Here is a 23334-nt window from a genome sequence, read left to right on the forward strand (position 1 = left end):
TCATCAATCAACACCAGCCGCCACCCTCTTTTGCAGAGAAATCCTTGGGGAGGGTGATCCTGATGGATGGGCCGCTCTGTGCAGAGACCGGATTACTTCCGCTCAATGATGCGGCAGGTTCTCGACGAAGGTGATCGGTTCGCCGGTGGCCTGTGCGTCGAGTTCGTCTTCCCACATGGCGCGGTGGCCGCGCACGACGGTGCCGATGGGCCAGCCCTTTACCTGCATGCCGTTGTAGGGCGTCCAGCCGCATTTCGAGGCGATCCACTTGTCTTCGATGGTGCGCGTGGCCGACATGTCGACGATGGTGAGATCGGCGTCGTAGCCGACGGCGATGCGGCCCTTGCGCGCCATGCCGAAAATGCGCTGCGGGCCCGCCGAGGTCAGGTCCACGAAACGTTGCAGCGTGAGGCGGCCTTCGTTCACATGGTTGAGCATGACGGGCACGAGCGTCTGCACGCCGGGCATGCCCGATGGCGACTTCGGATAGGTCTGCTCTTTTTCCTCGATGGTGTGGGGCGCGTGGTCGGAGCCGAGCACGTCGACGATGCCGGCGGCGATGCCTTCCCAGAGACCCGCGCGATGCTCGTGGCCGCGAATGGGCGGGTTCATCTGCGCGTAGGTGCCGAGCGCCTCGTAGCATTCGGGCGCGGCGAGCGTCAGATGCTGCGGGGTGACTTCCACCGTCGCGATGTCCTTGTGGTGCGCGAGGAGCGGGATTTCGTCCGCCGTCGAGATATGCAGCACATGGATGCGCTTGCCCGCCTCGCGCGCAAGACGCAGGAGGCGCGTGGTGCAGAGAACGGCGGCCTCCGCGTCGCGCCAGACGGGATGCGTGTCGACATGGCCGAGCAGCGCGAGTTCGCGGCGCTCGCGCAGGCGGAACTCGTCTTCCGAGTGGAAGGCAGCGCGGCGGCGGATCGCGCGCAGCACGCGCAGCACATCTTCGTCCTTCTCGACGAGGAGCGTGCCGGTGGAGGAACCCATGAAAACCTTGATGCCGCAGCAACCGGGCTCGCGCTCGATATCGGCGAGAATTTCGACATTCTCCGTCGTCGCGCCGCCGTAAAAAGCGAAGTCGCAATACATGCGGTGGCGGGCGCGGGCAACCTTGTCGGCGAGCGCATCGGGCGTCGTCGTGGGCGGCCTGGTGTTCGGCATTTCGAAGACGGAGGTGACGCCGCCGAGCGCGGCGGCGCGGCCGCCCGATTCGAGGTCTTCCTTGTGCTCGTTGCCGGGCTCGCGCAGATGGACCTGGCTGTCCACCACGCCGGGCAGGACATGGAGCCCCTTCACGTCGACGATCTCGGCCGCATCTGCGCGGGAGAGATCGCCGATTTCGACGATGAGCCCGTCCTTCACGGCGATATCGGCTTCGCCGATGCCGTCATGATTGACGATCGTGCCGCGGCGGAAGATCAGGTCGTAGGTGATGCTCACGAGACTTGTCCTTTTTCGGGCTCAGGGGCGAGGACGTCATTCTGGTCTTTTCGGGCGGTTTTCGCCAACAAGGCGGCGGCGGCCTTTTCGACCGTCTCGACGTCGAGGTCTTCCATGTGGTTGCGGCTCAGGTGCCAGGTGACCTCGCCGCCCTCCTCCGCCTCGATTTCTTCATGTGTGCGAGGCACGCGGACCGTGACGGCTTCCGGACCCCAGGGCGAATAGATGGCATCTGCCGTCGGCCCGAAAAGACCGATGGTAGGCGCGCCCGCCGCGGCGGCAAGATGCATGAGGCCGGAATCGTTGCCGACATAAAGACGGACGCGGGCAAAGCAGGCGCCGACCTCGTCGATACCGGCGCCGACGAGATCGATGCGGCGTTCGGGCGAAACAGCTTCGAGAAGGGGACGGCATTTTTCCTGCTCGCCGGGGCCGCCGGTGACGAGGAGATGCGCGCCTTCCATCGCGCCGCCGGGCGCGAGAAGGCGGCGCGCGAGCTCCGCGAAACGCTCGACCGGCCACATCTTGCCGGGCCAGGCGGCGGTGGGCCCCATCGCGAGAACCGACATGCCGTCGGGGATCGTCTTCTTCGCCCTGGCGATCATTTCCTCGCCCGGCCAGAGGCGCGGGGACGGCGCCGGGTCGAGGCCGACGGTGCGCGCATTGTGCTCGACGCGGTGGAGCGTGTGTTCGGGCTTCAAAATCCGGCGGTCGAAGGTCCAGAGCAGCCAGGCCGTCGCCGAGCCGCGCAGATCGACCACGATGTCGAAGCGGCGGAACATGGTCGCCTTGAGGAGCTTGCGCCAGTGGCCGATGCGCTTTTCCTTGCGCATCTCGATGATGCGCGTGACGCGCGGCGCATGCGCGAAGACCGGAACGGCGAGCGGCCCGCAGGCGACCCAGAATTCGGCTTGCGGGTAGCGCTCCATCAGGCCGCCAAGCACGCCCGTGGAGAGGACGGCGTCGCCGATACGGTTCGACGCAATAAAGAGAATTCGCATTTACGATCCGCGAAGGGCTTGTGAGAGATCGGGCCCGCCGGTGCACCCTGTTCCCCCGGTTTATAGGAGGCGGCAGCGCGTGCCAAGTTTGCCGGAGGCGCGCGGCGGCCTTGCGCAAGGGAGCGCGCGGCCCTAAATCTGAATGCCCTAACGAAACGAGGCAAATGGCGATGGCTGGGGCGCTGGCTTCCCCCTTGAGCGGGCGCGGGGTTATTCGGATCGCAGGCGAGGAGGCGCGGAGCTTCCTGCAGAATCTCGTCACCAATAATGTGGAGCGGGTGGCCCCTGGCCATGCGGTCTATGCCGCCCTGCTGACGCCGCAGGGCAAGTTCCTCTTCGACTTTTTCATGTGTGCCGATCCGGCGGACGCGAATGCCGTACTCCTCGACTGCGACGGCGCGCGGGCGGGCGATCTCGCGAAACGACTCACCATGTACAAGCTGCGTGCGAAGGTGACGATCGACGATCTGAGCGAGAGCCTGGGCGTCGTCGCGATCTGGCACGAGGACCGCACCCCGGTGCCCGAGGGGCCGGGCTGTGCGGACCCCCGGCTTGCCGCCATGGGGCGCCGCGCGATCCTGCCGAAGGCGGAGATCGAGGCGGCCATAAAAGCGGCGGGCGCCGAGGCCGTCCCCGAAACGGCATGGCACCGGCACAGAATCGGGCTCGGCGTGGGCGACGCGGCGCGGGATTTTGAACCGGACCGGACCTTTCCCCTCGAGGTCAATTTCGACGAACTTAACGGAATCGACTTCCACAAGGGCTGCTATGTCGGCCAGGAAGTGACCTCGCGGACGAAGCGGCGCGGCAGCGTCAGAAAAAGGCTGCTGCCGGTGCATGTGGAGGGCGACCTGCCGCCGCCGGATACTCCCATCAAGGGCGGTGCGCGCGAGGTGGGGACGATTTTCTCGGGCGATGCGGAAACATCGCGGGCGCTCGCGCTGATCCGGCTCGACCTTGTTCGCGGCTCCGTGCTGGAAGCGGGAGCAGCGGAAATCCAGCCCGAAATACCCGAATGGCTTCGCCTCGAAGCGGCGGAGGGGGAAGAACAATGACGAGCTCCAAGGCGAGCGTGGCGGGGCGCTGCCCCTGGCCGGGCGAGGATCCGCTTTATGTCGCCTATCACGACGAGGAATGGGGCGTGCCGGAATATGACGACCGGGCGCTGTTCGAGAAGCTGATCCTCGACGGATTCCAGGCCGGGCTCTCCTGGATCACGATCCTCCGCAAGCGCGAGACATTCCGCGAGGCTTTCGACGGTTTCGAGCCGGAGACAATCGCGCGATACAAGCCCGCCAGGGTCGAAAAACTGCTGAAAAACCCCGGCATCATCCGCCATCGGGGAAAGATCGAGGCGACGATCGGCAATGCGCGTGCCTATCTCGACATGATGGAAAAGGGCGAGGGCTTTTCGGACTTCCTGTGGAGCTTCACCGACGGTGTGCCTCAACAGAACAAGTGGAAGAGCATCGCCCAGGTGCCGGCCGAAACGCCGATGAGCGTTTCGATGTCGAAGGAATTGAAGAAGCGCGGCTTCAAATTCTGTGGACCGACGATCGTCTATGCCTTCGCGCAGGCGGTCGGCATCGTCAACGATCATCTCGTGACGTGCCCGCGCCACAAGACTTGCTCCGCATTGGTGCGAAATCAAAACCAATAATTAAGCGGCGTTATGCGCTGCTGGTCGCGCCTCATCAATGTTCCGCCACATTGTCGGCACATGCGGGCCACGTTGCGCCTTTATCGTTGCTTCCGTTCCAGCCAGCGGAGGGGATTCCAGAAATGTTCAAGCGCCCCAAGGGTGTTTCCGACACCGATTCATCGCCGTCGCCGGGTTCTTCCGGCACGCAATCGGCGAGCGTCGCTCCCAAGCAGACGCCGCCCGACATCAACCCCGAAGAGCGCGACGCCGACAGCGGCGCCACGCGCTCGGTCACTCCATCCTACCAAGCAAGGAAGCCCACCGTGCGCACTCTTCAATCGACCGCCAGTTCCTCGACGCCGACCGCCGCTAATCTCCATGTCGGGCGCGGCCTCAAGCTCGAAGGCAAGATTCAGTCGTGCGACTCGCTCGTGATCGAAGGCGATGTTCAGGCGACCATCGAGAGCGGCACGCTGACGATTTCCGAAACCGGCGACGTGCGCGGCGAAGCGACTGTCGACGCGGCCGAGATCAACGGCAAGTTCGACGGCACGCTGACCGTCAAGAAATGCCTGACGATCAATTCTTCGGGGCGCGTGACGGGCACGGTTCATTATGGCGAGCTGAAGGTCGAACAAGGCGGCCAGGTGAGCGGCGAGATCCGCGCCCAGTCCGCCGAAGACGCTTCGGAGAAGCCGCGCCTCGCCTCATCGGGCGGCAAGGACGAGAACAAATCGGGCGACAGCAGCACAAGCGGTCAGGGCAACAGCTCAAGCCGCTCGGCGTCGATGATCTGATTTCGACCGCTTAAGGAACGAGCCACTCCCCCTGCGCCGCAGCCGCCGAAAAGCGGATGCGCGCGCGGCGGTGGCCTGTGCGGCTCAATACGACGACATCCGCTTCCTCGAAGATGAATTCGAGGAGCGCGAAATTCAGGCGCCCTTCTTCCAGTCTTTCAAGCGGCGGGATGATGCCTTCCACGTCTTCGGGCAGGCCCGACACAGGACCTGCCGAGAGCGAGCCCGGCGGCGCCGTGACGAGATAGGCCCGGCGGCTCGACGGGGCGGCGCTTTCCCAGGCCCTGCCGGCCGGTTCGCCTGTCCGGTGAATCGCGGACCGGCCGGTGAGCCGCACCTGAATGTCAGACAAGGGATCGTAAAAAAGCAGGGCCGCGCGCGGATCGCGCTCCAGCTCGGCCACCTTGCGCGAGCGGGCATCGGTGAACGCCGTGAGGCGGCGGGCCCCGGCATCCATGCCCCGCAGGAAGACGGTTCGAACCGCCGGACCGCCCTCCTCCGTGAGGGTCGCGAATGCTGGTTTACGCAAGGGAGACCTTGCATTTTCGACGCCTTCCTTCGGCAAGGCGAGCGCCAGCCCGGCCATATCGCCAAGCGTCAAAGCCCGCAGGTCTTCTCCCTCGCTGGGCCCGGACGGCACCGGCGGAACGGCCTCCGGCAGTTGAATATCGGACATCCAGCCCCTCCCTTTTCCTTCGTCCTTCGGCAGTAGCATCGCCGGGACGGCTGTTCTATTTTAGTCGCGTGGCTAGGGGGAGCCGCATCGCGCATCCCGCAGAACCAAGCTCAATGTTACGGAATGCGCGCCGGCATCAAGAATTCAGAGTCAGGTGAACAGTGACCAAAGTCGTCATCAGCGGGACGGGCGTTTTCACGCCGCCCTACTCCGTCAGTAACGAGGAACTCGTCGATACCTTCAACGCTTATGTGCGCAAGCACAATGAGGAGAACGCCGCCGCGATCGAGCGCGGCGAGATGGAGGCGCTGGCAGAATCGAACGTCGAGTTCATCGTCAAGGCGTCGGGTATCGAGTCGCGCTATGTGATGAACAAGTCGGGGATCGTCGATCCCGACATCATGGCGCCGAGGCTCCGGCAACGTTCCAACGACGAGCCGTCGATCCTCGCGGAGATGGCGGTGGACGCGGCGAAGATGGCGATGGCGCGCGCGGAGAAGACGCCTGCCGACATCGACGCCGTGCTCGTCGCCTGTTCGAACCTCGAACGGCCCTACCCCGCCATTGCGGTCGAAGTGCAGGACCTGCTCGGCATCGAGGGTTTCGGCTTCGACATGAACGTCGCCTGCTCGTCAGCGACCTTCGGCATCCAGACCGCCTACGACATGCTGCGCTCGGGCTCGGTCCGTTGCGTGCTGATCGTCGATCCGGAAATCTGCTCCGGCCACCTCAACTTCCGCGACCGCGACAGTCATTTCATCTTCGGCGACGTGTGCACCGCGATCGTTCTCGAGCGTGAGGAGACCTGCACGGCGAAGGGTGCGTGGGAAGTTCTCGGCACACGGCTGAAGACGAAGTTTTCCAACAACATCCGCAACAATTTCGGCTTCCTCAACCGCGCGACGCCTGAAGGCATCGGCGCGAAGGACAAGCTCTTCGTGCAGGAAGGCCGCAAGGTCTTCAAGGAAGTCGTGCCGATGGTCTCGCAGCTCATTCTCGAGCACATGGCGGACGAAGGGCTCGACCCGAAGGACCTGAAGCGGATGTGGCTGCATCAGGCCAACAAGAGCATGAACGATTTCATCGGCCGCAAGGTGCTGGGCCGCGATCCGGAACGGCACGAACAGCCGAACATCCTGCAGGAATATGCGAACACGAGTTCGGCGGGCTCCATCATCACCTTCAGCCAGTTCAACGAAGACCTGAAGGAAGGCGATCTCGGGCTCATCTGCAGCTTCGGCGCAGGTTACTCGGTCGGCAATGTGCTGGTGAGAAAGCGCGCCTGACGACGCGCTTTCTCCTTCGCGTTACTTTTTCAGCGGTTCGACGGTGACGATGCGGAAGGTCTGCATCTCGCCGTCCTGTTCCTGCACCGAAAGATATTCGCCGGCCTTGAACTCATGCTGGTCGAGCTTGAAGAAGGGCTCGTCGGCTTCAGGCGTCGACATGTCGTAGTCGATCGCCCAGCCGCGGCCGATATGGCGCAGCAGACCCTTCTGGTCTCCCTCACCCGCCCAGAAACGGCGCACGGTGCATTCCTTCGAATGCGCCTTCCAGGCCTGTGGATCGAGTTTCATCTCCGCATCGAGCGGGAGCACGAGATCGTAGCCGTGAGCGGGCGAGCCGTTGGGGTGTTCCTCGTTGCGCGCGAGGGTCATGTGAACGTGGTAGAGGGTCATTCAATCTTCCGTTTCTTCAATGTGCCGGGTTTTCAATGTGCCATGAGCACGGGGATCGTGGCATGCGAGCGGACATGCTGCGTCGCGCCGCCGATGATGAATTCGACGAGGCGGCTGTGGCTGTAGCCGCCCATGACGAGAATATCCGTCTTCGCCTTTTCCGCCTGTTCAAGCAAGACCTCGCCCGAGGCGCGTCCCGCCGCGTCGACAAGATGCACGTCGGCGACGATGCCGTGGAGTTCGAGATAATCCGCCAGCGTCGAGCCGGGCGCGGGATCGAGCTCCTTGCCGCCGATACAGAGGATCGTCACCTTCTTCGCCGCTTCGAGGAAGGGGATCGCTGCCGTGACGGCGCGGGCCGCTTCCGCACTCTCGTCCCAGCCGATGCAGACGGAGCCGCCGACGGGATTCCACGCTTTCTTCGGCGCAATGAGAACGGGACGCCCGGCGCTCATCATGGCCGCTTCGAGCGCGGTGCCGCCGGCCACGCCGGTCGTACCCTCGCCGAAGACGATGAGGTCCGAGAGGCGGCTTTGCGTGGCGACGACCTCGTCGCGGCGGCCCGTGACGTCGAGAAAGCGGACCGAGGGAAGCACGGGCTCGCCGCCCTTCTGCGCGACGGCAACGCCCGCCTCTTTCGCCACCTTTTCGAGCGCCGCCTTCACGCGGCCCGATGCCTGATCCGCGCCTTCGCGCGCTGCCTGCATCAGGTCCTCGATCACCTGGCCCGACACGCCATCGCCGAGATAGGGCAGCGCTTCCGTGGGATCGGGCCGGGCGAAGAGGCCGACAAGCTGCGCCCCGAAGCCGCGCGCAACCGAGAGCGCCGTCGCGAGCACTTCGTCATCCTCCGCCCTTCCGGCGAGAGGCACGAGAATCTTACGAACGGACATGATCAATCTCCTTGGTTGTTTTCTTCAGACGCGAGCCTCGGCTCGCGCTCGCGGCCAAGCAGCAGAACGGGGCAGCCCGCGGCCGCGGACAATCGTCCCGCATCGTCGTCGTCGCCGAACCAGTCCGCATTGACTACAAGCAATCCGACGCCCGACTGCCGCGCGGCGGCGGCGATATCGGCCGGGCCGAGACCTCTGGCCGGCAGACGCATGAATGCGGCGCCGAAACGCGCAGCCAGCGCCTCGGCGAAGGCGCTGCAACTTTCGCCCGCGCTCGACCCCTCGTCCACCACGGCGACGGAGCGCCCCGGCAGGAACTGCTGAAGGGAGGGCGTGGACCGCCTTGGCGCCGGGCCGTGGGCGGGAAGCGAAGAGCGCAGGCCCGCACCACGCGAGACGAGGAGCACGTCGGCCCGCGTCTCGCGCGTTGCGGCGCGAACGGCGCGGCCCACCTCGCGCGCGGTCTCTCCCGGCGCCCTGATGACCAGCGTGTCCTCCGACGAGGCGCTTGCCGCAAGCGAGGCGAGCGGGCGGCCCCGGCGCACGTCGAAACTCCAGTCCACATGCGCCTCCGCCGCGATGCGGGCGAGCATGCGCCTGGCACTCTCGGCCTGCGCCTTCATGGCACGGAGCATGCGCTCGGGATCGAGCTCGCGGACATCGCCCGAAAAAGAAACCTCGCGCGCGAAGGGAAGGCTCGCCAGCGCGATGAGATTGTCGTCCTCGACAAAGACACCCTTGAGGCGCGCGTCAACGGATGCCGCGAGACGCGCGGCAAGCGACAGCGCCTCGCGGGCGACGAAAGACGTATCGAGGCCGATCACGACGCGCGGCTGCTCCGCGGCGCCGCCTTCCGGTTTCCTGTCCGGGCTTGCCATCAACTGCCCTTCCTGACGCTGTTGCCGTCGTCCGAGCGCTGGGCGAAGCGGCGCTGATTGTCCGCGAAGGCGGCAAGGCGCTCTTCCGCGCGGGCAAAGATCGAGCCCGCCGGGAAGTGGCCGTCCGCGCCGCGCACGCCCGCAGGCGCGCCCATGAGGAGCTCGACGCCTTCTTCCACATGCTCGACAGGATAGATCGCGAACACGCCGCGTTCCACCGCGTCGACAACATCCTGACGCAACATCAGATGCTTCACATTCGAGGCGGGAATGAGGACGCCCTGGTCGCCCGTTAGGCCGCGCCGCATGCAGATGTCGAAAAAGCCCTCGATCTTGTCGTTGACGCCGCCGATCGCCTGCACTTCGCCGAGCTGGTTGACGGAGCCCGTGACCGCGAGGCCTTGCGCAATCGGCGCTTCGGCGAGCGCGGAAATCAGCGCGTAGAGTTCCGCCGAGGAGGCACTGTCGCCATCGACGCCGCCATAGGACTGCTCGAAGACGACGCTCGCGCTCATGGAAAGCGGTATCTCCGGCAGGAACTGGCCGGAGATGTAACCCGACAGGATGAGCACGCCCTTGGTGTGGATCGGGCCGCCCAGCGCCACCTCGCGCTCGATGTCGATGACGCGGGCGCTGCCGAGACCCATGCGCACGCGCGCGGTGATGCGGCTCGGACGCCCGAAGGTGATGCTGCCCATCGAAAGAACGGAGAGGCCGTTCACCTGACCGATGCGCTCGCCCTCGGTGTCGATCATCACGATGTCGCGCGTGATCATTTCGAGACTGCGTTCGCGCAGGCGGTCGGCGCGGCCGATCTGCGCCTCGACGGCCTCGTCCACATGATCGGCCGTGATGGTCCTGGCGCCCGCGCTGCGCGCGATGTGATCGGCCTCGCACATGAGATCGACGATGGGACGCATGACCATCGACAGTTTTTCCGCGTCCTCCGCCTGACGCGAGGAACGCTCGATGATGCGGCCGACGCCCGAGCGGTCGAGCGGCAGCAGGCCTTCCTCGCGGCAGGTGCTGGCAAGCAGGCGCGCATAGAAGAGATCGTTCTCCGCTTCGCGGTCGATCTCGTCCTCGAAGTCGGCGGCGACCTTGAAGAGTTCGCCGAAGTCCGGATCGAGGTTGCTCAGCACATAATAGAGATAGCGGTCGCCGAGCAGGATCACCTTCACGTTGAGCGGGATGGGATCGGGCTCGAGGGAGACCGTGCTCACGAGGCTCAGATATTCGCCCGGACTTTCGATGACGAGCTTGCGGCGGCGGATGGCGCGCTTCAGCGCATCCCATGCAAACGGCTCGCGCAACAGCTTCAGCGCGTCGATGAGGAGATAGCCGCCATTCGCGCGGTGGAGAGAGCCCGGCTTGATGAGCATGAAGTCGGTGACGAGCGCGCCCATCTGCGGCATGTGCTCCACGCGGCCGAGCAGGTTCGCCATGGTCGGGTGATCCTCGTAGAGGATCGGAGCGCCACCGCCGATATAGCCGCCCGCATCGGCGACATCCTGCGCCCGCGACGTGGCGGCGCCGCCCTTGCGCGCTTCGGCGCTGTTGTCGACGACGACGTTCACCTCGTAGCGGCGGAAGGGATCGCCCTGCGCGAAGCCGGCGCCACGGCCCTGCATTATCGCCTGCATGGCGGCGATGGCACGCTGCTGCTCGTTCTCGCCTTCGCCGCCGCCGCTCGCGAACATGCCGATATTGGCGATGAGGTCGGCGGTCACGTCGTCGAACCATTTCCTGACCGCCGGGAGGCCCTCGAAATGCGCGCGCAGTTCACGGATGGATTGCGCAACGGCGCGGTCGGCTACTTCGCGGTTCAGGTCGCGGACACGCTGGAAATGTTCCTTCTCCCAGCCCGGAATGCGCTCGATGGTTTCGGCGAGCTCCTTCTGCAGCGACTGGATCGTCGCCTCGATGCGCTTGCGATCCTCTTCGGGAAGCTTGTTGAACTCGTCGGGTTTCACGACATTGCCGTCATGCACGGGCGCAAGCGCGAAACCCGCTGGCGTGCGAAGGAGCGCGATGTCCTGCGCCTCGGCTTTGCCCCGCAGTTCCTCGAAGGCCTGCTCCTGGCGCTCCTGGTATTCCTCGTCGATGGACTGGCGGCGGTTCTGGTATTCCTCGCTTTCGAGGATCGAGGGGATCGTGACCTTCAGATCCTCGATGAGACGGTCCATGCCCTCCTTGAGGAGGCGGCCCGTGCCAGCGCCGAGCTCAAGCGCCACGGGCTTGTGCGGGGTCGTGAAATTATTGACATAGACCCAGTCGGAGGGCGCGCGCTCCTTCATCGCGGCGCTGGCGAGAAAACGCAGCACCGCCTCGTGCTTGCCCGCCCCGTCCGGCCCGAGCACGAAGATGTTGTAGCCCTGGCGGCGGATACCGGTGCCGAAGCGCAGCGCATCGAGAACGCGCTCCTGCCCGACAAGGCCGGTATGGTCGTCCAGTTCCGCCGTGGTGCCAAATTCGAACTGGCTCACATCGCAGGCACGATAGAGGAGTTCGGAGGGAACCGGTTCGACCGTCATATCGTTTGTTCAGCCTTATCTGGTCGTGTATCTCCCGCCCGGACCGGGCGAAGGGCGAGCTTAACCTCATCGCGATCATGGACAAAGCCGGGGTTTGACCGCAATCGGACAGTTCCGCACAGGCATTTTCTCCGCCGCAATCGACAGACAGGCGGAAGGCCCTTAAGTTTCGCCTCCCATGACACAGCCGAAGCAGAAGCAGCCAGGACGAAAAGCCGCCGCGCCGCCGCGCGCCTGGCAACGCATGCTGAGCGGACGCCGGCTCGACCTGCTCGACCCCTCGCCGCTCGATGTGGAAATCGACGATATCGCGCACGGGCTTGCGCGCGTTGCCCGCTGGAACGGGCAGACGATGGGCGACCATGCCTTCACGGTGGCCGAACATTGCGTGCTGGTGGACGACATCTGCGCGCGCTTCCGGCCCGGCTGGCCCGCGAAATGGCGGCTTGCGGCGCTGCTGCACGATGCGCCCGAATATGTGATCGGCGACATGATCAGCCCGTTCAAGGCGGCCCTCGGCATCGACTACAAGGCCTTCGAACACCGGCTGGCAGCGGCGATCCATGTGCGCTTCGGGCTGCCCTCCGAACTGCCGCAATCGGTCGAGGAGCAGATCAAGCGGGCGGACCATGCATCGGCCTTTTTCGAGGCGACGCAGATCGCCGGTTTTTCGGATGAAGAGGCGGCGCGGCTTTTCGGTCGGCCGAGAGGGCTCACCCCGATCCGCATCGAACCCCTGCCGACGAAGAAGGCGCAGGCGCGGTTTCTGGCGCGTTTCGAGGAACTGGCGGGCGCGTGACGTGTGCAATCAGGTACTCTGTCCCCATGATTAGCCCCGTGATTGCTCGCGTTTCCTTTCGGTCCGGAGTCTGTTAGCTTTTCTCTGGCCTCTTGGGGGAGAAACCAATCATGCGACAGAAACTGCCGGTTGTTACAACATTGGCGATGTTCGCGTTTGCGTCGGCGGCGGGCGCTGTCACCCTTACAAATCTGGACGGCAACAGCGTGCAAATCCTGGTTTGCGACGAAAATTGTCCGTCGGACGACGAATATTGGGGATCCGCGTTCGATTTTTGGCTAGCGCCGGGCGAAACGAAAACATTCGCGTGCAGCGGCGAGTGTTTCGTCGGGTCTTATTACGACGGACACTCCCCAACCCTGGGCGACATGGCCGATGCGGACGACGACGAAATGTTTAGCGGTGACGAGCACGGCTACATACAAAATGGGTTCGCTGTGCACACCCCGAAGTGAGCGGCGGAGAATCGAGCCCGACACCAATTACAGGCCATTCAGTTACCAATTGCGGGGACACAATACCCAACTCCCCCGCCCGTCGCGGACTTGGGGCCGGGCTAGCAGCGTTTGAGGGGGCGTCCGATCCGCATAGGCCCCCTGCCGACGAAGACGGCGCAGGCGCGGTTTCTGGCGCGTTTCGAGGAACTGACCGAGGGTCGCGGCGCCGGTAAGTTACGGTTTCCTCTGGATTTCCGCCCGACTTTGCACAAATCTGTGTTATTGGAATCGTATAGTCGATTCCGAATATCCGCGTCCTTTTTGTGCCGTCCGATTCGAGATCCCGTCAGAGCGAATGATGATTTATGTAAGCCCCCTCAGTGCGGTTCCGGATGCGATCAGGGAAGTGAAGCCCTCGCATCTCGTGAGCCTGCTCGATCCCGACACGATGATCGACACGCCGCAGGGCATCCTGCCCACGCAGCATCTGCGCCTCGGCGTGAACGACATTGCCGAGGAAATCGACGATCTCGTGCCGCCTGGCGTCGAGCATGTGGCCGAACTCATCGCTTTCGTGCAGGCGTGGGACCGGAAGAGCCCGCTGCTCGTTCACTGCTGGGCGGGGATCAGCCGCTCGACGGCGGCCGCCTTCATCGCGCTCTGCGCGCTCAATGAGGGGCACCCGGAAGACGAGCTTGCCCGGCTGGTCCGCGCCTGCGGCTCGCATGCGCATCCCAACCGGCTGATGGTGCGCCATGCCGACAGCCTGCTGAAGCGCGAGGGGCGCATGTCGGCCGCGGTCGAGGCGCTGGGGCCCGGACGCGCCTGCTGGGAAGGCGAACTCTTCTCCATCCCTCTTCGTCCCGCCGCTCTTCGCACCAGCCGGGATTGAAGCGCGATGGCCGAGGTTGCGTCCAAGCCCTCCGTCCAGTCCGCCGCCGAAGCGGCGATGCGCGCCGACAAGGCCGTCGTCATCGGGCTCAATGCCGCCATCGTCACCGTTCTGGACTACGAGCCGAAAATCCTCGTCGTGCCGCATGACGAAGCGGACGGCACGGGCGGCTGGGATGCGCTGCCCTTCGGCCCATTCAATCCGATGGAGCACCGCACGCTCGAAATCGGCTTGCGCTCCTGGGTGCAGGAACAGACGCAACTCGAACTCGGCTATGTCGAACAGCTCTACACGTTCGGCGATCGCGGGCGGCACGCGCTCGAAATCGAGACGCCGGGCGAACATGTCGTCTCGGTCGGCTATCTCGCACTGACGCGCAGCCGCGACGAAGCGACGAAAGGTGCGGCCTGGCGCGACTGGTACCAGCACTTCCCGTGGGAAGACTGGCGCGACGGCAAGCCGCCGATCGTCGATCAGGTGATCGTGCCACTGCTCCGCGAATGGGTGGCGAAGCAATCGGAAGCCTCGCCGCAGGAACTCGCGCGCGGCAAGCGGCGCGACCGGATGCGGCTCTGCTTCGGCGTGGACGGCGTTCAATGGGACGACGAGAAAGCGCTGGAGCGCTATGAGCTTCTCTACAGCGCGGGCCTGCTGCTGGAAGCGGCGCGCGACGGGCGCCCGAACGCGCAACATCTCTTCAAGGGCAAGACGCCGCAACTCGGCCGGCCGATGCAGTTCGACCATCGCCGCATTCTTGCGACCGCGATGAGCCGGCTGCGCGCCAAGATCAAATACCGCCCGGTCGCCTTCGAGCTGATGCCGACGGCCTTCACGCTCTACGAATTGCAAAAGACGGTGGAGGCGCTGCTCGGGCTCCACGTGCACAAGCAGAATTTTCGCCGCCTCGTCGAGAATGCAGGCCTCGTGGAACGCACGGGCCGCATGTCGACGCGCACCGGCGGGCGGCCCGCCGAGCAGTTCCGCTTCCGCCGCGAGGTGCTGAACGAGCGCCCGGCGCCAGGCCTCAAGCTCGCCCCCTCGCGCAGCCGCGCGAACAGCTGAGCCCGTTTCGCGGCGCTTTTCCGCTTGAATCCCGCCGTTACGCCCCCCTTATAATTGGCATTGACGGGGTTAATGCTCAGTCGTAGCATAAGCCTCGAAGTTGAGCCCGGCCCCCCTTCCCGGTCCTCTGGCGACATGAAGATGGGTGTCGGCGTTTTTGATAGCCCCTTTATACTCAGTTGGAGCATATAGGAGCGCAGCTCAGGGAGGCCGCCATGGCCCTCGCAGGTGAAATGCAGCAGAAGACGGGCGCGCCCAAGCCCGCGGCGCGCGCGTTCAAGCCGCTGGAGATGCCCGAGCTCGAATATACGCCCGGGCTCGCCAGGGAAATGGCGCCGCTCTACGAGAAGGTGAAGCACGTCATCCCTTCCATCGAGTGGCCCTTCTTTGCGCCCTATATCCACGCGATCAACAGGCTGAAAAAGGAGCGCGGCGCGGTCGTGCTCGCGCATAACTACCAGACGCCGGAAATCTTCCACTGCGTGAGCGACATTGCGGGCGACAGCCTTCAGCTCGCAAAGGAAGCGGCGAAGGTGGATGCGGATGTAATCGTCCAGTGCGGCGTGCACTTCATGGCGGAAACCTCGAAGCTGCTGAACCCGGAAAAGACCGTTCTCATTCCGGACGTGAAGGCGGGCTGCTCGCTTGCCGATTCGATCACGGGCGCCGATGTGCGCCTGCTGCGCGAGAAGTTTCCCGGTGTGCCGGTCGTCACTTACGTGAACACGTCGGCCGAGGTGAAGGCGGAGAGCGATATCTGCTGCACGTCTTCCAACGCGCTCCAGGTCGTCGAGAGCTTCGGCACGGACCGCGTGCTCTGCATTCCCGACGAATTCCTCGCGAAGAACATCGCGAAACAGACAAGCGTGAAAATCCTCACCTGGAAGGGCCATTGCGAAGTGCATGAGCGCTTCACGGCGGAGGAGCTTCGCCAGTATCGCCGGGACGATCCGAACATCGTCATCATCGCGCATCCAGAATGCCCGCCCGAAGTCGTCGAGGAAGCGGACTTCTCCGGCTCGACCTCCGGCATGATCAACTGGGTGAAGGAACACCAGCCCAAGCGCGTCGTCATGGTGACGGAATGCTCCATGAGCGACAATGTGGCGGTGGAAAACCCCAACGTCGAATTCGTGCGGCCCTGCAACCTCTGCCCGCATATGAAGCGGATCTCGCTGAAGAACATTCTCGAGAGCCTCGTCTATATGCGCGAGGAAGTGACGGTCGATCCGGCTGTGGCCGTGCGCGCACGCGCCGCCGTGGAACGGATGATCAATCTCGGCAACTGAGCTTCGGGCTCTGTCTGGAGGTGCCTAGATGGCACAGGGCAACATCGTCGATGCCGGCGACGTTCTGATCGTCGGTGCGGGTCTTGCGGGTCTCTTCACCGCGCTGAAGCTCGCGCCCCGTCCCGTCACCGTGCTGGCAGGCGCGCCCATCGGAGACGGTGCGTCGAGCGCCTGGGCGCAGGGCGGCATCGCGGCAGCCATCGAGCCCGGCGACACGCCCCAATCCCACGCCGCCGATACGATCGCGGCGGGTGCGGGCACAGTCGACGAGGAAGCCGCGCTTTCCATCGCCCAGGAAGCGGCCGTTCGCATCGAGGACCTTCTCCGGCTCGGCGTGCCCTTCGACCGCGACATCGAGGGCAAGCTCGCCGTCGGCCGCGAGGCCGCGCACAGCCGCCGGCGCATCGTTCATGTGAAAGGCGACCAGGCGGGCAAGGCGATCATGCAGGCGCTCGTCGCCGCGGTGCGCGCCTGCCCCTCCATCCGCGTGATGGAGGGCTTGTCGGCCTATGAACTCGCCATTGAGAACGGGCGCGCGGCGGGCGTCTTCGCGCGGCCCGCCCATGCGGCGACGGCGCCGCAGCCGCTGCTCATCAAGGCGCGTGCCGTCGTGCTCGCGTCGGGCGGCGTCGGCCAGCTTTTTGCCGTCACCACCAACCCCCTGCAGGCGCGCGGCGAAGGCGTTGCCATGGCGGCGCGCGCGGGCGCCATCATCGCCGATCCGGAATTCGTGCAGTTCCATCCGACGGCGATTGCCTCGATGCGCGATCCCGCGCCGCTCGTCACCGAAGCGCTGCGCGGCGAAGGCGCGATCCTCGTCAACAAGGCGGGACAGCGCTTCATGTGCGCGATCCATGAGGATGCCGAACTTGGGCCGCGCGATATCGTGGCGCGCGCCATCTTCCGCGAGATCGCGGCGGGGCGCGGCGCCTTCCTCGATGCGCGCGCGGCGCTGGGCGAGCGTTTCGCCAGCGCCTTCCCCACCGTCTACGAGAATTGCCGTTCGCTCGGCATCGACCCGGCGCGAGAACCGATCCCCGTTGCACCGGCCGCGCATTACCACATGGGCGGCATCCTTGTGGACGCCCGGGGCCGCAGCACCGTCGAGGGGCTGTGGGCCTGCGGCGAGGTCGCCTCCACCGGCATGCATGGCGCGAACAGGCTCGCCAGCAACTCGCTCCTCGAAGCCATCGTCTATGGCGCGCGCATCGCCGCCGATATCGACGGTTCCGTGCCGGGCGCGCGCGCCGGACGCGACATCGCACCGCCGGTGATTGGCTCGGCATCGGCGCCCGACACGCCTTTTGCGAGCCAGCTCCGGCAGATCATGACGGCCCATGCCGGTGTCGAGCGCGACGGCGCGGGGCTCGCCTTCGCGCTGACGGAAATCGCGCGGCTCGAACGCGCGGCGGGCCCGGCGAGCCTTTTCGGCAATATCGCGACGACGGCAAAGCTCATTGCCGCATGCGCCTATGCGCGCGAGGAAAGCCGCGGCGGTCACTACCGCAGCGACTTCGCCGAGCCGCGTGCGCCCTGGCGGCACCGCAGCTTCATCACGCTGAAGGAAGCGACGCGCATCGCCGATGCGGCCATCGAAACTCTCCCCGCTTCGCAAGCGGCCGACGCACAGGTAAGCGCATGACGCTGACGCCCCTTCCCTCGCTGATGATCGAGCCTGCGGTGCGCGCCGCGCTCGCCGAAGATCTCGGCCGCGCGGGCGACATCACCACGCAAGCGACGGTGCCTGCCGAGGCGAAGGCGCGTGTGCTTCTCAATGCGCGCCAGTCCGGCCGCGTCGCGGGCCTCGATTGCGCGCGCATGGCCTTCCGGCTCGTCGATCCGTCGCTGAAAGTGGCGGTGGTGAAAGGCGACGGTTCGGACGTGGAACCCGGCGACACCATCGCCGCCATCGAGGGGCCCGCACGAGGCATCCTGACCGGCGAGCGCGTGGCGCTCAACTTTCTCGGGCATATGTCCGGCATCGCGACGGCGACGCGCGAAATCGCGCGGGCGATCGAAGGCACCAAGGCGCATGTCTGCTGCACGCGCAAGACGACGCCGGGGCTTCGCATTTTCGAGAAATATGCGGTGCGCGCGGGCGGCGGCATGAACCACCGCTTCGGGCTCGACGATGCCGTGCTCATCAAGGACAACCACATCGCCGTCTCCGGCGGCATCGCGGCGGCGATTTCGCGCGCCAAAGCCGCGAGCGGCCATATGGTGAAGATCGAGGTGGAGGTCGACACGCTCGATCAGCTCGACGAGGCGCTGAAGGCCGGTGTCGACGCCGTGCTGCTCGACAACATGACGCCGGAGATGCTCGCCGAGGCCGTGCGCCGGATCGGCGGGCGCGCCATCGCCGAAGCGTCAGGCCGCATCACCGCCGAAACGGCGCCCGCCATCGCGGCCAGCGGCGTCGACCTCATCTCCTGCGGCTGGATCACACATTCAGCGCCCTGCCTCGATATCGGCCTCGATTTCGATAGCCTGACGGCGTCCTGAACGCCTTCCTGCTTCCCCGCTCCCAAGAACTGGACTACGGTCCAGAAAATCAAAGCCACAGGGAGGCGGCCATGGGACAGGCGAACGGGCGGAAATCCATCTTCATCACAGGCGCGGCCTCGGGCATGGGGCTCGAGACGGCGCGGCTTTTCCATTCCAAGGGCTGGTTCGTCGGCGGCTACGACGTCAACGGCGCCGGGCTTGCCGCGCTCGAGAAGGAACTCGGCGGCGAGAACTGCATCGTCGCGAAGCTCGACGTCACCGACAAGGACGCCTATGACGCGGCGGTCACGCGCTTCGGCGAGGCGACGGGCGGCAAGCTCGACATCCTCTACAACAATGCCGGCATCGGCCGGGGCGGCCTATTCGAGCAGATGCCGTTCGAAGACATCATGGCCGTCGTGAATGTGAATTTCATCGGCGTGCTGAACGGCATTTACGCCGCATTGCCGCTGCTGAAGGCGACGGAGAATTCGCTCTGCTTCACCACGTCGTCCTCGTCGGCCACCTATGGCATGCCGGGTATCGCCGTCTATTCGGCAACGAAGCATGCGGTGAAGGGGCTCACCGAAGCGCTCTCCATCGAGTTCCGCCTCATCGGCGTGCGCGCGGCCGACGTGCTGCCCGGCCTCATCGACACGCCCATCCTGCCGGAAGGCGCGGCCGCGAACGCACCGAAAGAAGGCATGTTCCGCGCCATTCCGCCGGTCGAGGTCGCGAAGGTTGTGTGGGAGGCTTATGGCTCAGACAAGCTGCACTGGTATGTGCCGCCGGAGCTCGTGGAGCTCGACAAGGCCGCGGGCAATGCACCGGAAATGGTGCGCGACCAGATCGCGGCCACGGGCCCCATCGCGCCCATGCTCAAGATGATGGAAGAACAGGCGAAGAAGGCCTGAGGCGCTTCACAGGCCGGTGCCGGAGCGAAGGCTGCTTACGAGCGGCCCTCGCTGCGCGCCGGCTTGTAGAAGATGTGGCGACCGATCTTCGCCACTTCCACCATGCTCGACGCCCAGTAAGGCTGCACATAGTCGGCGTGGTAGAACATGGCCGGGGCGACCGTCGTGTCGTCGAGACGGCCCATGGTCACATATTCCGCCGTGCGCAGCGCCTTTGCCCAGGCGCGGCGTTCGCTCGGCTTCTTGCTCAGCCGATTGTCGCAGGTGAAGGAGAACTGGCAGCCGGATTTGCGGCTCGCGCCCTGATAGACGACGCCGCAGATGCTGTCGGGATAGTGCTTCGAACTCACGCGATTGAGAATGACGCGAGCGACCGCGAGCTGGCCTTCGGTGGCCTCGCCGCGCGCCTCGAAATAGATGCCGGCGGCAAGGCAGCGGCGTTCCTGCTCCATCACGCTGGCCTTCACGCGCACGAGCGGCGTGTCGACATCCATCGGCACACCCGGCGCGGGGAGAAGAATGCTGGCGTTCTGAACCGCCGCCTCGATGGCGGAGCCGCCATCGGCAAAGGCGCCGGCGAGATCGCGGCCATGGGCGGGCGCATAGGCTGTCATGGGAACATAGGGGCGGACGGCGACTGCTGCCGGCGCGGGCGTCACCATGGCGTCGATCACGGTGCCGGAGACAACGCCCAGGCACAGGAGAGCTGCTGTGGTTTGCGCAGCACCGGCGACAAGATGGCCTAGGTCGAGCCATTGAAACAATCTACGCATCGTTCTCTAAACCCGTCTGCTTTGTTGTGCAGTTCCCGGGACATTCCCTTCTGTCGAAGGTTTTTGTCCGGCCCTTTTGAGGCCCTTTCGTGAACTGTCGTACAGCACCGCACGTGCCAGAGCCCGATGCCGCATCGACACCCGGGCAATCTCTACTCGTTAATCAGTTGATCGGAGATAACATCGGGTCCCCGGGGCAACAACGTCATAATTGTCGTATTGTTTACCGATGACGTTATCTGTTTGAAAAACAACAGTTATTCGGGTGCGACAAATCGCACCGCAGCACAAATTAACACTGTGTGAGCGTGTTGAAATGCAACACTTGCGTCATTCCGCATCGACTCAAGACGTTAATGCGAAAGACTCAATTTTGCCTCAATCGTTAACCTTCCGTACACACATCAATCCCGAAATGGAACAATCTGTCCACGGATGATCATGCGGAACGATCAAGCCGTTCCAGAGCCTTTCGCACCTGCGAGGGTGGATTGTGCGGCTGCGAGGCGGGCGATCGGCACGCGATAAGGCGAGCAGGAGACATAGGTGAGGCCCACTTCCTCGCAGAAGGCGATGGAGGCCGGGTCGCCACCATGTTCGCCGCAGATGCCGAGCTTGATATCGGGACGCGTCTCTCTTCCCCGCTCCGCACCGATGCGCACGAGCTCGCCCACGCCTTCGGTGTCGAGCGAAACGAACGGGTCCTGCGTCAGGATCTTCTTGCCCATGTAGTCGTTCATGAAATGGGCGGCGTCGTCGCGGCTGATGCCATAGGTCGTCTGGGTGAGATCGTTGGTGCCGAAGGAAAAGAACTCGGCGCTCTCGGCAATTTCGCGGGCAAGAAGCGCCGCACGCGGAAGCTCGATCATGGTGCCGATGCTGTATTCGAGCTTCGTGCCCTTCTCCTTCTCGATCTCCGCCGCCACGGCGACAATGCGCGCTTTCAGGAAGTCGAGCTCGTTCTTCATGCCGACAAGCGGGATCATGATTTCCGGAATGACGGCGGCGCCCGTCTCCTTCGCGGCGAGCAGTGCGCCTTCGAAGATCGCGCGCGCCTGCATCTCGTAGATTTCGGGATATGAAATGCCGAGGCGGCAGCCGCGATGGCCGAGCATCGGGTTCGTCTCTTCCAGTTCCGCAAGGCGGCGGCGGAGCATGTCCGCGTCCATGCTTGCATCGGCAGCGAACTCGGCGATCTCCGTTTCGCCCTTCGGCAGGAATTCATGCAGCGGCGGATCGAGCAGGCGGATCGTGACGGGAAGCCCGTGCATGATCTCGAAGAGCTGGCGGAAATCGTCGCGCTGCATCGGCAAAATCTTGTCGAGCGCGGCGCGGCGGCCCTTCTCGTCACCAGCGAGGATCATCTGGCGCACGGCAACGATGCGGTCTTCCTCGAAGAACATGTGCTCCGTGCGGCAAAGGCCGATGCCTTCCGCGCCGAACTTGCGCGCGGTCTCGGCATCGTGCGGCGTCTCCGCATTGGTGCGCACTTCCATGCGGCGATGCTTGTCCGCCCACACCATCAGCGTTGCGAAATCGCCGGAGAGTTCCGGCTGCAGCGTCGGTATGCGGCCCTTGATGACCTGGCCGGTCGAACCGTCCACCGTGATGATGTCGCCCTTCTTCAGGGAGACGCCCGCCACCGTCATGGTTTCCGCTTTGTAGTCGATGCGGATCGAGCCCGCGCCGGACACACAAGGCCGGCCCATGCCGCGCGCGACCACGGCCGCATGGCTCGTCATGCCGCCGCGCGTCGTGAGAATGGCGACGGCGGAATGCATGCCGTTGATGTCTTCGGGGCTCGTCTCGACGCGCACGAGCACGACGTCCTTGCCCGCCTGGCGCATGGCGGCGGCCTCGTCGGAACTGAAGACGATCTCGCCCGATGCCGCGCCCGGCGATGCGGGAAGGCCCGTCGCGATCACCTCGCGCGGCGCCTCCGGGTCGAGCGTCGGGTGCAGCAACTGGTCGAGCGATGCCGGATCGACGCGGGAGATCGCCGTCTCTTCGGAGATGAGGCCTTCGGCCACCATCTCCACCGCAATCTTCAAGGCCGCCTTCGCCGTGCGCTTGCCGGCGCGCGTCTGGAGCATCCAGAGCTTGCCGTCCTGCACGGTGAATTCGACATCCTGCATGTCGGTGTAGTGTTGCTCCAGCCGCTCGAAGACGGCGGCGAGTTCGGCAAAGGCCGCCGGCATCACCTCTTCCATCGAAGGCTTCTTGTCGTTGCCTTCGATGCGCGCCTTCTTCGTCAGGCTTTGCGGGGTGCGGATGCCGGCCACCACGTCCTCGCCCTGCGCGTTCACCAGGAACTCGCCGTAATAGGCCTTCTCGCCGGTCGAGGGATTGCGCGTGAAGGCGACGCCCGTCGCCGACGTCTCGCCCATATTGCCGAAGACCATGGCCTGCACGTTGACGGCCGTGCCCCAGCTTTCGGGGATGTTGTGCAGACGGCGATAGGTCTCCGCGCGGCGGTTCCCCCAGGAGCCGAAGACGGCGCCCATCGCGCCCCATATCTGTTCGTTCACATCCTGCGGAAAGGGACGCCCGAGCTCTTCCTCGACGCGCTCCTTGTAGCGCGCAATGACCAGCTTCCAGTCATCGGCTGAAAGCTCCGTGTCGAGACTATATTCCTGCTCTTCCTTGAAATATTCGAGGATCTCCTCGAAATTGTGATGGTCGACGCCGAGCACCACGTCGGAATACATCTGGATGAAGCGGCGATAGCTGTCATAGGCGAAGCGTTCGTCGCCCGCGCGGGCCGCGAGCCCCGCCGCCGTCTCGTCGTTCAGCCCGAGGTTCAGCACCGTGTCCATCATGCCGGGCATGGAGGCGCGCGCGCCCGAGCGCACGGAAACGAGAAGCGGGTTCTGCGCGTCGCCGAACGCCATGCCCACGGCCTTGCCGATGCGGGCGAGCGCTTCTTCCACCTGTTCCTTCAGGCCTTCGGGATATTGCCGGTCGTTCGCGTAGAAGGCGGTGCAGACTTCGGTGGTCACCGTGAAGCCGGGAGGTACAGGCAGTCCGATATTCGACATCTCGGCGAGGTTCGCGCCCTTGCCGCCCAGCAGATCGCGCAACGATGCCGCGCCCTCCGCCTTGCCGTCACCGAAAGAATAGACCCACTTCTTTTCAGCCATCGCA

At 64.9% G+C, this 23334-nt stretch carries 21 protein-coding genes; 12 read left to right on the forward strand and 9 right to left on the reverse strand.

The window, feature by feature from the left end; genetic code table 11:
* Positions 1-102 precede the first annotated feature (102 nt).
* Both ACKUUH_RS08020 and ACKUUH_RS08025 read right to left on the reverse strand, forming a co-directional pair.
* Complete coding sequence (locus tag ACKUUH_RS08020; protein WP_407949373.1) at positions 103-1440, reverse strand: dihydroorotase; 1338 nt, start codon at positions 1438-1440, stop codon at positions 103-105.
* The gene (locus ACKUUH_RS08025) at positions 1437-2441 is read right to left on the reverse strand and encodes a glycosyltransferase family 9 protein (protein WP_407949374.1); all 1005 of its coding nucleotides are present in this window, start codon (positions 2439-2441) and stop codon (positions 1437-1439) included. Before ACKUUH_RS08025 ends, ACKUUH_RS08020 begins: the two co-directional genes overlap by 4 nt.
* Positions 2442-2605: 164 nt before the next feature.
* On the opposite strand from ACKUUH_RS08025, the gene ACKUUH_RS08030 reads away from it, so the two are divergent.
* The 3 genes from ACKUUH_RS08030 to ACKUUH_RS08040 all read left to right on the forward strand — a co-directional run bounded on the left by ACKUUH_RS08030 (position 2606) and on the right by ACKUUH_RS08040 (position 4880).
* On the forward strand, positions 2606-3496 hold the full coding sequence (locus ACKUUH_RS08030; protein ID WP_407949375.1) for a YgfZ/GcvT domain-containing protein: 891 nt from the start codon (positions 2606-2608) through the stop codon (positions 3494-3496).
* A complete protein-coding gene (locus ACKUUH_RS08035; protein WP_407949376.1) occupies positions 3493-4101 on the forward strand; it encodes a DNA-3-methyladenine glycosylase I in 609 nt (202 codons plus the stop codon). The genes ACKUUH_RS08030 and ACKUUH_RS08035 overlap by 4 nt, the downstream gene beginning before the upstream one ends.
* 122 nt (positions 4102-4223) lie before the next feature.
* Positions 4224-4880 carry a polymer-forming cytoskeletal protein gene (locus ACKUUH_RS08040; RefSeq protein ID WP_407949377.1) on the forward strand — a complete coding sequence of 219 codons (657 nt, stop codon included), beginning with the start codon at positions 4224-4226 and terminating at the stop codon, positions 4878-4880.
* Between the two features lie 10 nt (positions 4881-4890).
* On the opposite strand, the gene ACKUUH_RS08045 is transcribed toward ACKUUH_RS08040, so the two are convergent.
* Positions 4891-5556, reverse strand: coding sequence for a pyridoxamine 5'-phosphate oxidase family protein (locus tag ACKUUH_RS08045; RefSeq protein ID WP_407949378.1), 666 nt, complete (start codon positions 5554-5556; stop codon positions 4891-4893).
* Between the two features lie 161 nt (positions 5557-5717).
* On the opposite strand from ACKUUH_RS08045, the gene ACKUUH_RS08050 reads away from it, so the two are divergent.
* Positions 5718-6842: a beta-ketoacyl-ACP synthase III gene (locus ACKUUH_RS08050; RefSeq protein WP_407949379.1), complete on the forward strand. Its 1125-nt coding sequence runs from the start codon at positions 5718-5720 to the stop codon at positions 6840-6842.
* A 21-nt stretch (positions 6843-6863) separates the two neighbouring features.
* Here the strand turns inward: ACKUUH_RS08050 and ACKUUH_RS08055 are convergent, their stop codons facing one another.
* The 4 genes from ACKUUH_RS08055 to ACKUUH_RS08070 are packed head-to-tail and all read right to left on the reverse strand — an operon-like array spanning position 6864 to position 11540.
* A complete protein-coding gene (locus tag ACKUUH_RS08055) occupies positions 6864-7235 on the reverse strand; it encodes a hypothetical protein (protein ID WP_407949380.1) in 372 nt (123 codons plus the stop codon).
* 32 nt (positions 7236-7267) lie between these two features.
* Positions 7268-8128 (reverse strand): universal stress protein, encoded by an 861-nt coding sequence (locus ACKUUH_RS08060; RefSeq protein ID WP_407949381.1) that lies wholly within the window; start codon positions 8126-8128, stop codon positions 7268-7270.
* A 2-nt stretch (positions 8129-8130) separates the two neighbouring features.
* On the reverse strand, positions 8131-9006 hold the full coding sequence (locus ACKUUH_RS08065) for a hypothetical protein (protein WP_407949382.1): 876 nt from the start codon (positions 9004-9006) through the stop codon (positions 8131-8133).
* Positions 9006-11540, reverse strand: a complete 2535-nt coding sequence (locus tag ACKUUH_RS08070; protein WP_407949383.1) for a Lon protease family protein — start codon at positions 11538-11540, stop codon at positions 9006-9008. Before ACKUUH_RS08070 ends, ACKUUH_RS08065 begins: the two co-directional genes overlap by 1 nt.
* A 178-nt stretch (positions 11541-11718) precedes the next feature.
* Between ACKUUH_RS08070 and ACKUUH_RS08075 the strand changes: the two genes are divergently transcribed.
* The 8 genes from ACKUUH_RS08075 (at position 11719) to ACKUUH_RS08110 (ending at position 19417) form a co-directional block, all read left to right on the forward strand.
* Positions 11719-12339, forward strand: coding sequence for a hydrolase (locus tag ACKUUH_RS08075; protein WP_407949384.1), 621 nt, complete (start codon positions 11719-11721; stop codon positions 12337-12339).
* Between the two features lie 110 nt (positions 12340-12449).
* A complete protein-coding gene (locus ACKUUH_RS08080; RefSeq protein WP_407949385.1) occupies positions 12450-12794 on the forward strand; it encodes a hypothetical protein in 345 nt (114 codons plus the stop codon).
* Between the two features lie 340 nt (positions 12795-13134).
* Positions 13135-13668: a tyrosine phosphatase family protein gene (locus ACKUUH_RS08085; RefSeq protein ID WP_407949386.1), complete on the forward strand. Its 534-nt coding sequence runs from the start codon at positions 13135-13137 to the stop codon at positions 13666-13668.
* Positions 13669-13725: 57 nt separating this feature from the next.
* Positions 13726-14730, forward strand: coding sequence for an NUDIX hydrolase (locus ACKUUH_RS08090; RefSeq protein WP_407949446.1), 1005 nt, complete (start codon positions 13726-13728; stop codon positions 14728-14730).
* Between the two features lie 215 nt (positions 14731-14945).
* Entirely contained in the window at positions 14946-16019 is a 1074-nt protein-coding gene (gene nadA / locus ACKUUH_RS08095) for a quinolinate synthase NadA (RefSeq protein ID WP_407949387.1), read from the forward strand.
* A gap of 28 nt (positions 16020-16047) precedes the next feature.
* Positions 16048-17661, forward strand: coding sequence for an L-aspartate oxidase (locus ACKUUH_RS08100; protein WP_407949388.1), 1614 nt, complete (start codon positions 16048-16050; stop codon positions 17659-17661).
* Positions 17658-18521, forward strand: a complete 864-nt coding sequence (gene nadC, locus ACKUUH_RS08105) for a carboxylating nicotinate-nucleotide diphosphorylase (protein ID WP_407949389.1) — start codon at positions 17658-17660, stop codon at positions 18519-18521. The genes ACKUUH_RS08100 and nadC overlap by 4 nt, the downstream gene beginning before the upstream one ends.
* 71 nt (positions 18522-18592) lie before the next feature.
* Complete coding sequence (locus ACKUUH_RS08110) at positions 18593-19417, forward strand: SDR family oxidoreductase (protein WP_407949390.1); 825 nt, start codon at positions 18593-18595, stop codon at positions 19415-19417.
* A 35-nt stretch (positions 19418-19452) separates the two neighbouring features.
* On the opposite strand, the gene ACKUUH_RS08115 is transcribed toward ACKUUH_RS08110, so the two are convergent.
* Positions 19453-20190, reverse strand: a complete 738-nt coding sequence (locus ACKUUH_RS08115) for a cell wall hydrolase (protein ID WP_407949391.1) — start codon at positions 20188-20190, stop codon at positions 19453-19455.
* Positions 20191-20642: 452 nt separating this feature from the next.
* Positions 20643-23330 carry a pyruvate, phosphate dikinase gene (ppdK, locus tag ACKUUH_RS08120; RefSeq protein ID WP_407949392.1) on the reverse strand — a complete coding sequence of 896 codons (2688 nt, stop codon included), beginning with the start codon at positions 23328-23330 and terminating at the stop codon, positions 20643-20645.
* Between the last annotated feature and the right edge of the window lie 4 nt (positions 23331-23334).

Origin of the sequence: Parvibaculum sp., assembly GCF_045863935.1 — a bacterium.
Lineage (GTDB): Bacteria > Pseudomonadota > Alphaproteobacteria > Parvibaculales > Parvibaculaceae > Parvibaculum.

Excerpts from the sequence above, each read along its gene's own strand:
- nadA (WP_407949387.1), top strand. The coding sequence starts at position 14,946 with ATGGCCCTCGCAGGTGAAATGCAGCAGAAGACGGGCGCGCCCAAGCCC.
- ACKUUH_RS08110 (WP_407949390.1), top strand. The coding sequence starts at position 18,593 with ATGGGACAGGCGAACGGGCGGAAATCCATCTTCATCACAGGCGCGGCC.
- ACKUUH_RS08055 (WP_407949380.1), bottom strand. The coding sequence starts at position 7,235 with ATGACCCTCTACCACGTTCACATGACCCTCGCGCGCAACGAGGAACAC.
- ACKUUH_RS08070 (WP_407949383.1), bottom strand. The coding sequence starts at position 11,540 with ATGACGGTCGAACCGGTTCCCTCCGAACTCCTCTATCGTGCCTGCGAT.
- ACKUUH_RS08025 (WP_407949374.1), bottom strand. The coding sequence starts at position 2,441 with ATGCGAATTCTCTTTATTGCGTCGAACCGTATCGGCGACGCCGTCCTC.
- ppdK (WP_407949392.1), bottom strand. The coding sequence starts at position 23,330 with ATGGCTGAAAAGAAGTGGGTCTATTCTTTCGGTGACGGCAAGGCGGAG.
- ACKUUH_RS08065 (WP_407949382.1), bottom strand. The coding sequence starts at position 9,006 with ATGGCAAGCCCGGACAGGAAACCGGAAGGCGGCGCCGCGGAGCAGCCG.
- ACKUUH_RS08080 (WP_407949385.1), top strand. The coding sequence starts at position 12,450 with ATGCGACAGAAACTGCCGGTTGTTACAACATTGGCGATGTTCGCGTTT.
- ACKUUH_RS08085 (WP_407949386.1), top strand. The coding sequence starts at position 13,135 with ATGATTTATGTAAGCCCCCTCAGTGCGGTTCCGGATGCGATCAGGGAA.
- ACKUUH_RS08060 (WP_407949381.1), bottom strand. The coding sequence starts at position 8,128 with ATGTCCGTTCGTAAGATTCTCGTGCCTCTCGCCGGAAGGGCGGAGGAT.
- ACKUUH_RS08035 (WP_407949376.1), top strand. The coding sequence starts at position 3,493 with ATGACGAGCTCCAAGGCGAGCGTGGCGGGGCGCTGCCCCTGGCCGGGC.
- ACKUUH_RS08030 (WP_407949375.1), top strand. The coding sequence starts at position 2,606 with ATGGCGATGGCTGGGGCGCTGGCTTCCCCCTTGAGCGGGCGCGGGGTT.
- ACKUUH_RS08100 (WP_407949388.1), top strand. The coding sequence starts at position 16,048 with ATGGCACAGGGCAACATCGTCGATGCCGGCGACGTTCTGATCGTCGGT.
- ACKUUH_RS08040 (WP_407949377.1), top strand. The coding sequence starts at position 4,224 with ATGTTCAAGCGCCCCAAGGGTGTTTCCGACACCGATTCATCGCCGTCG.
- ACKUUH_RS08115 (WP_407949391.1), bottom strand. The coding sequence starts at position 20,190 with ATGCGTAGATTGTTTCAATGGCTCGACCTAGGCCATCTTGTCGCCGGT.
- ACKUUH_RS08045 (WP_407949378.1), bottom strand. The coding sequence starts at position 5,556 with ATGTCCGATATTCAACTGCCGGAGGCCGTTCCGCCGGTGCCGTCCGGG.
- ACKUUH_RS08090 (WP_407949446.1), top strand. The coding sequence starts at position 13,726 with ATGCGCGCCGACAAGGCCGTCGTCATCGGGCTCAATGCCGCCATCGTC.
- nadC (WP_407949389.1), top strand. The coding sequence starts at position 17,658 with ATGACGCTGACGCCCCTTCCCTCGCTGATGATCGAGCCTGCGGTGCGC.
- ACKUUH_RS08075 (WP_407949384.1), top strand. The coding sequence starts at position 11,719 with ATGACACAGCCGAAGCAGAAGCAGCCAGGACGAAAAGCCGCCGCGCCG.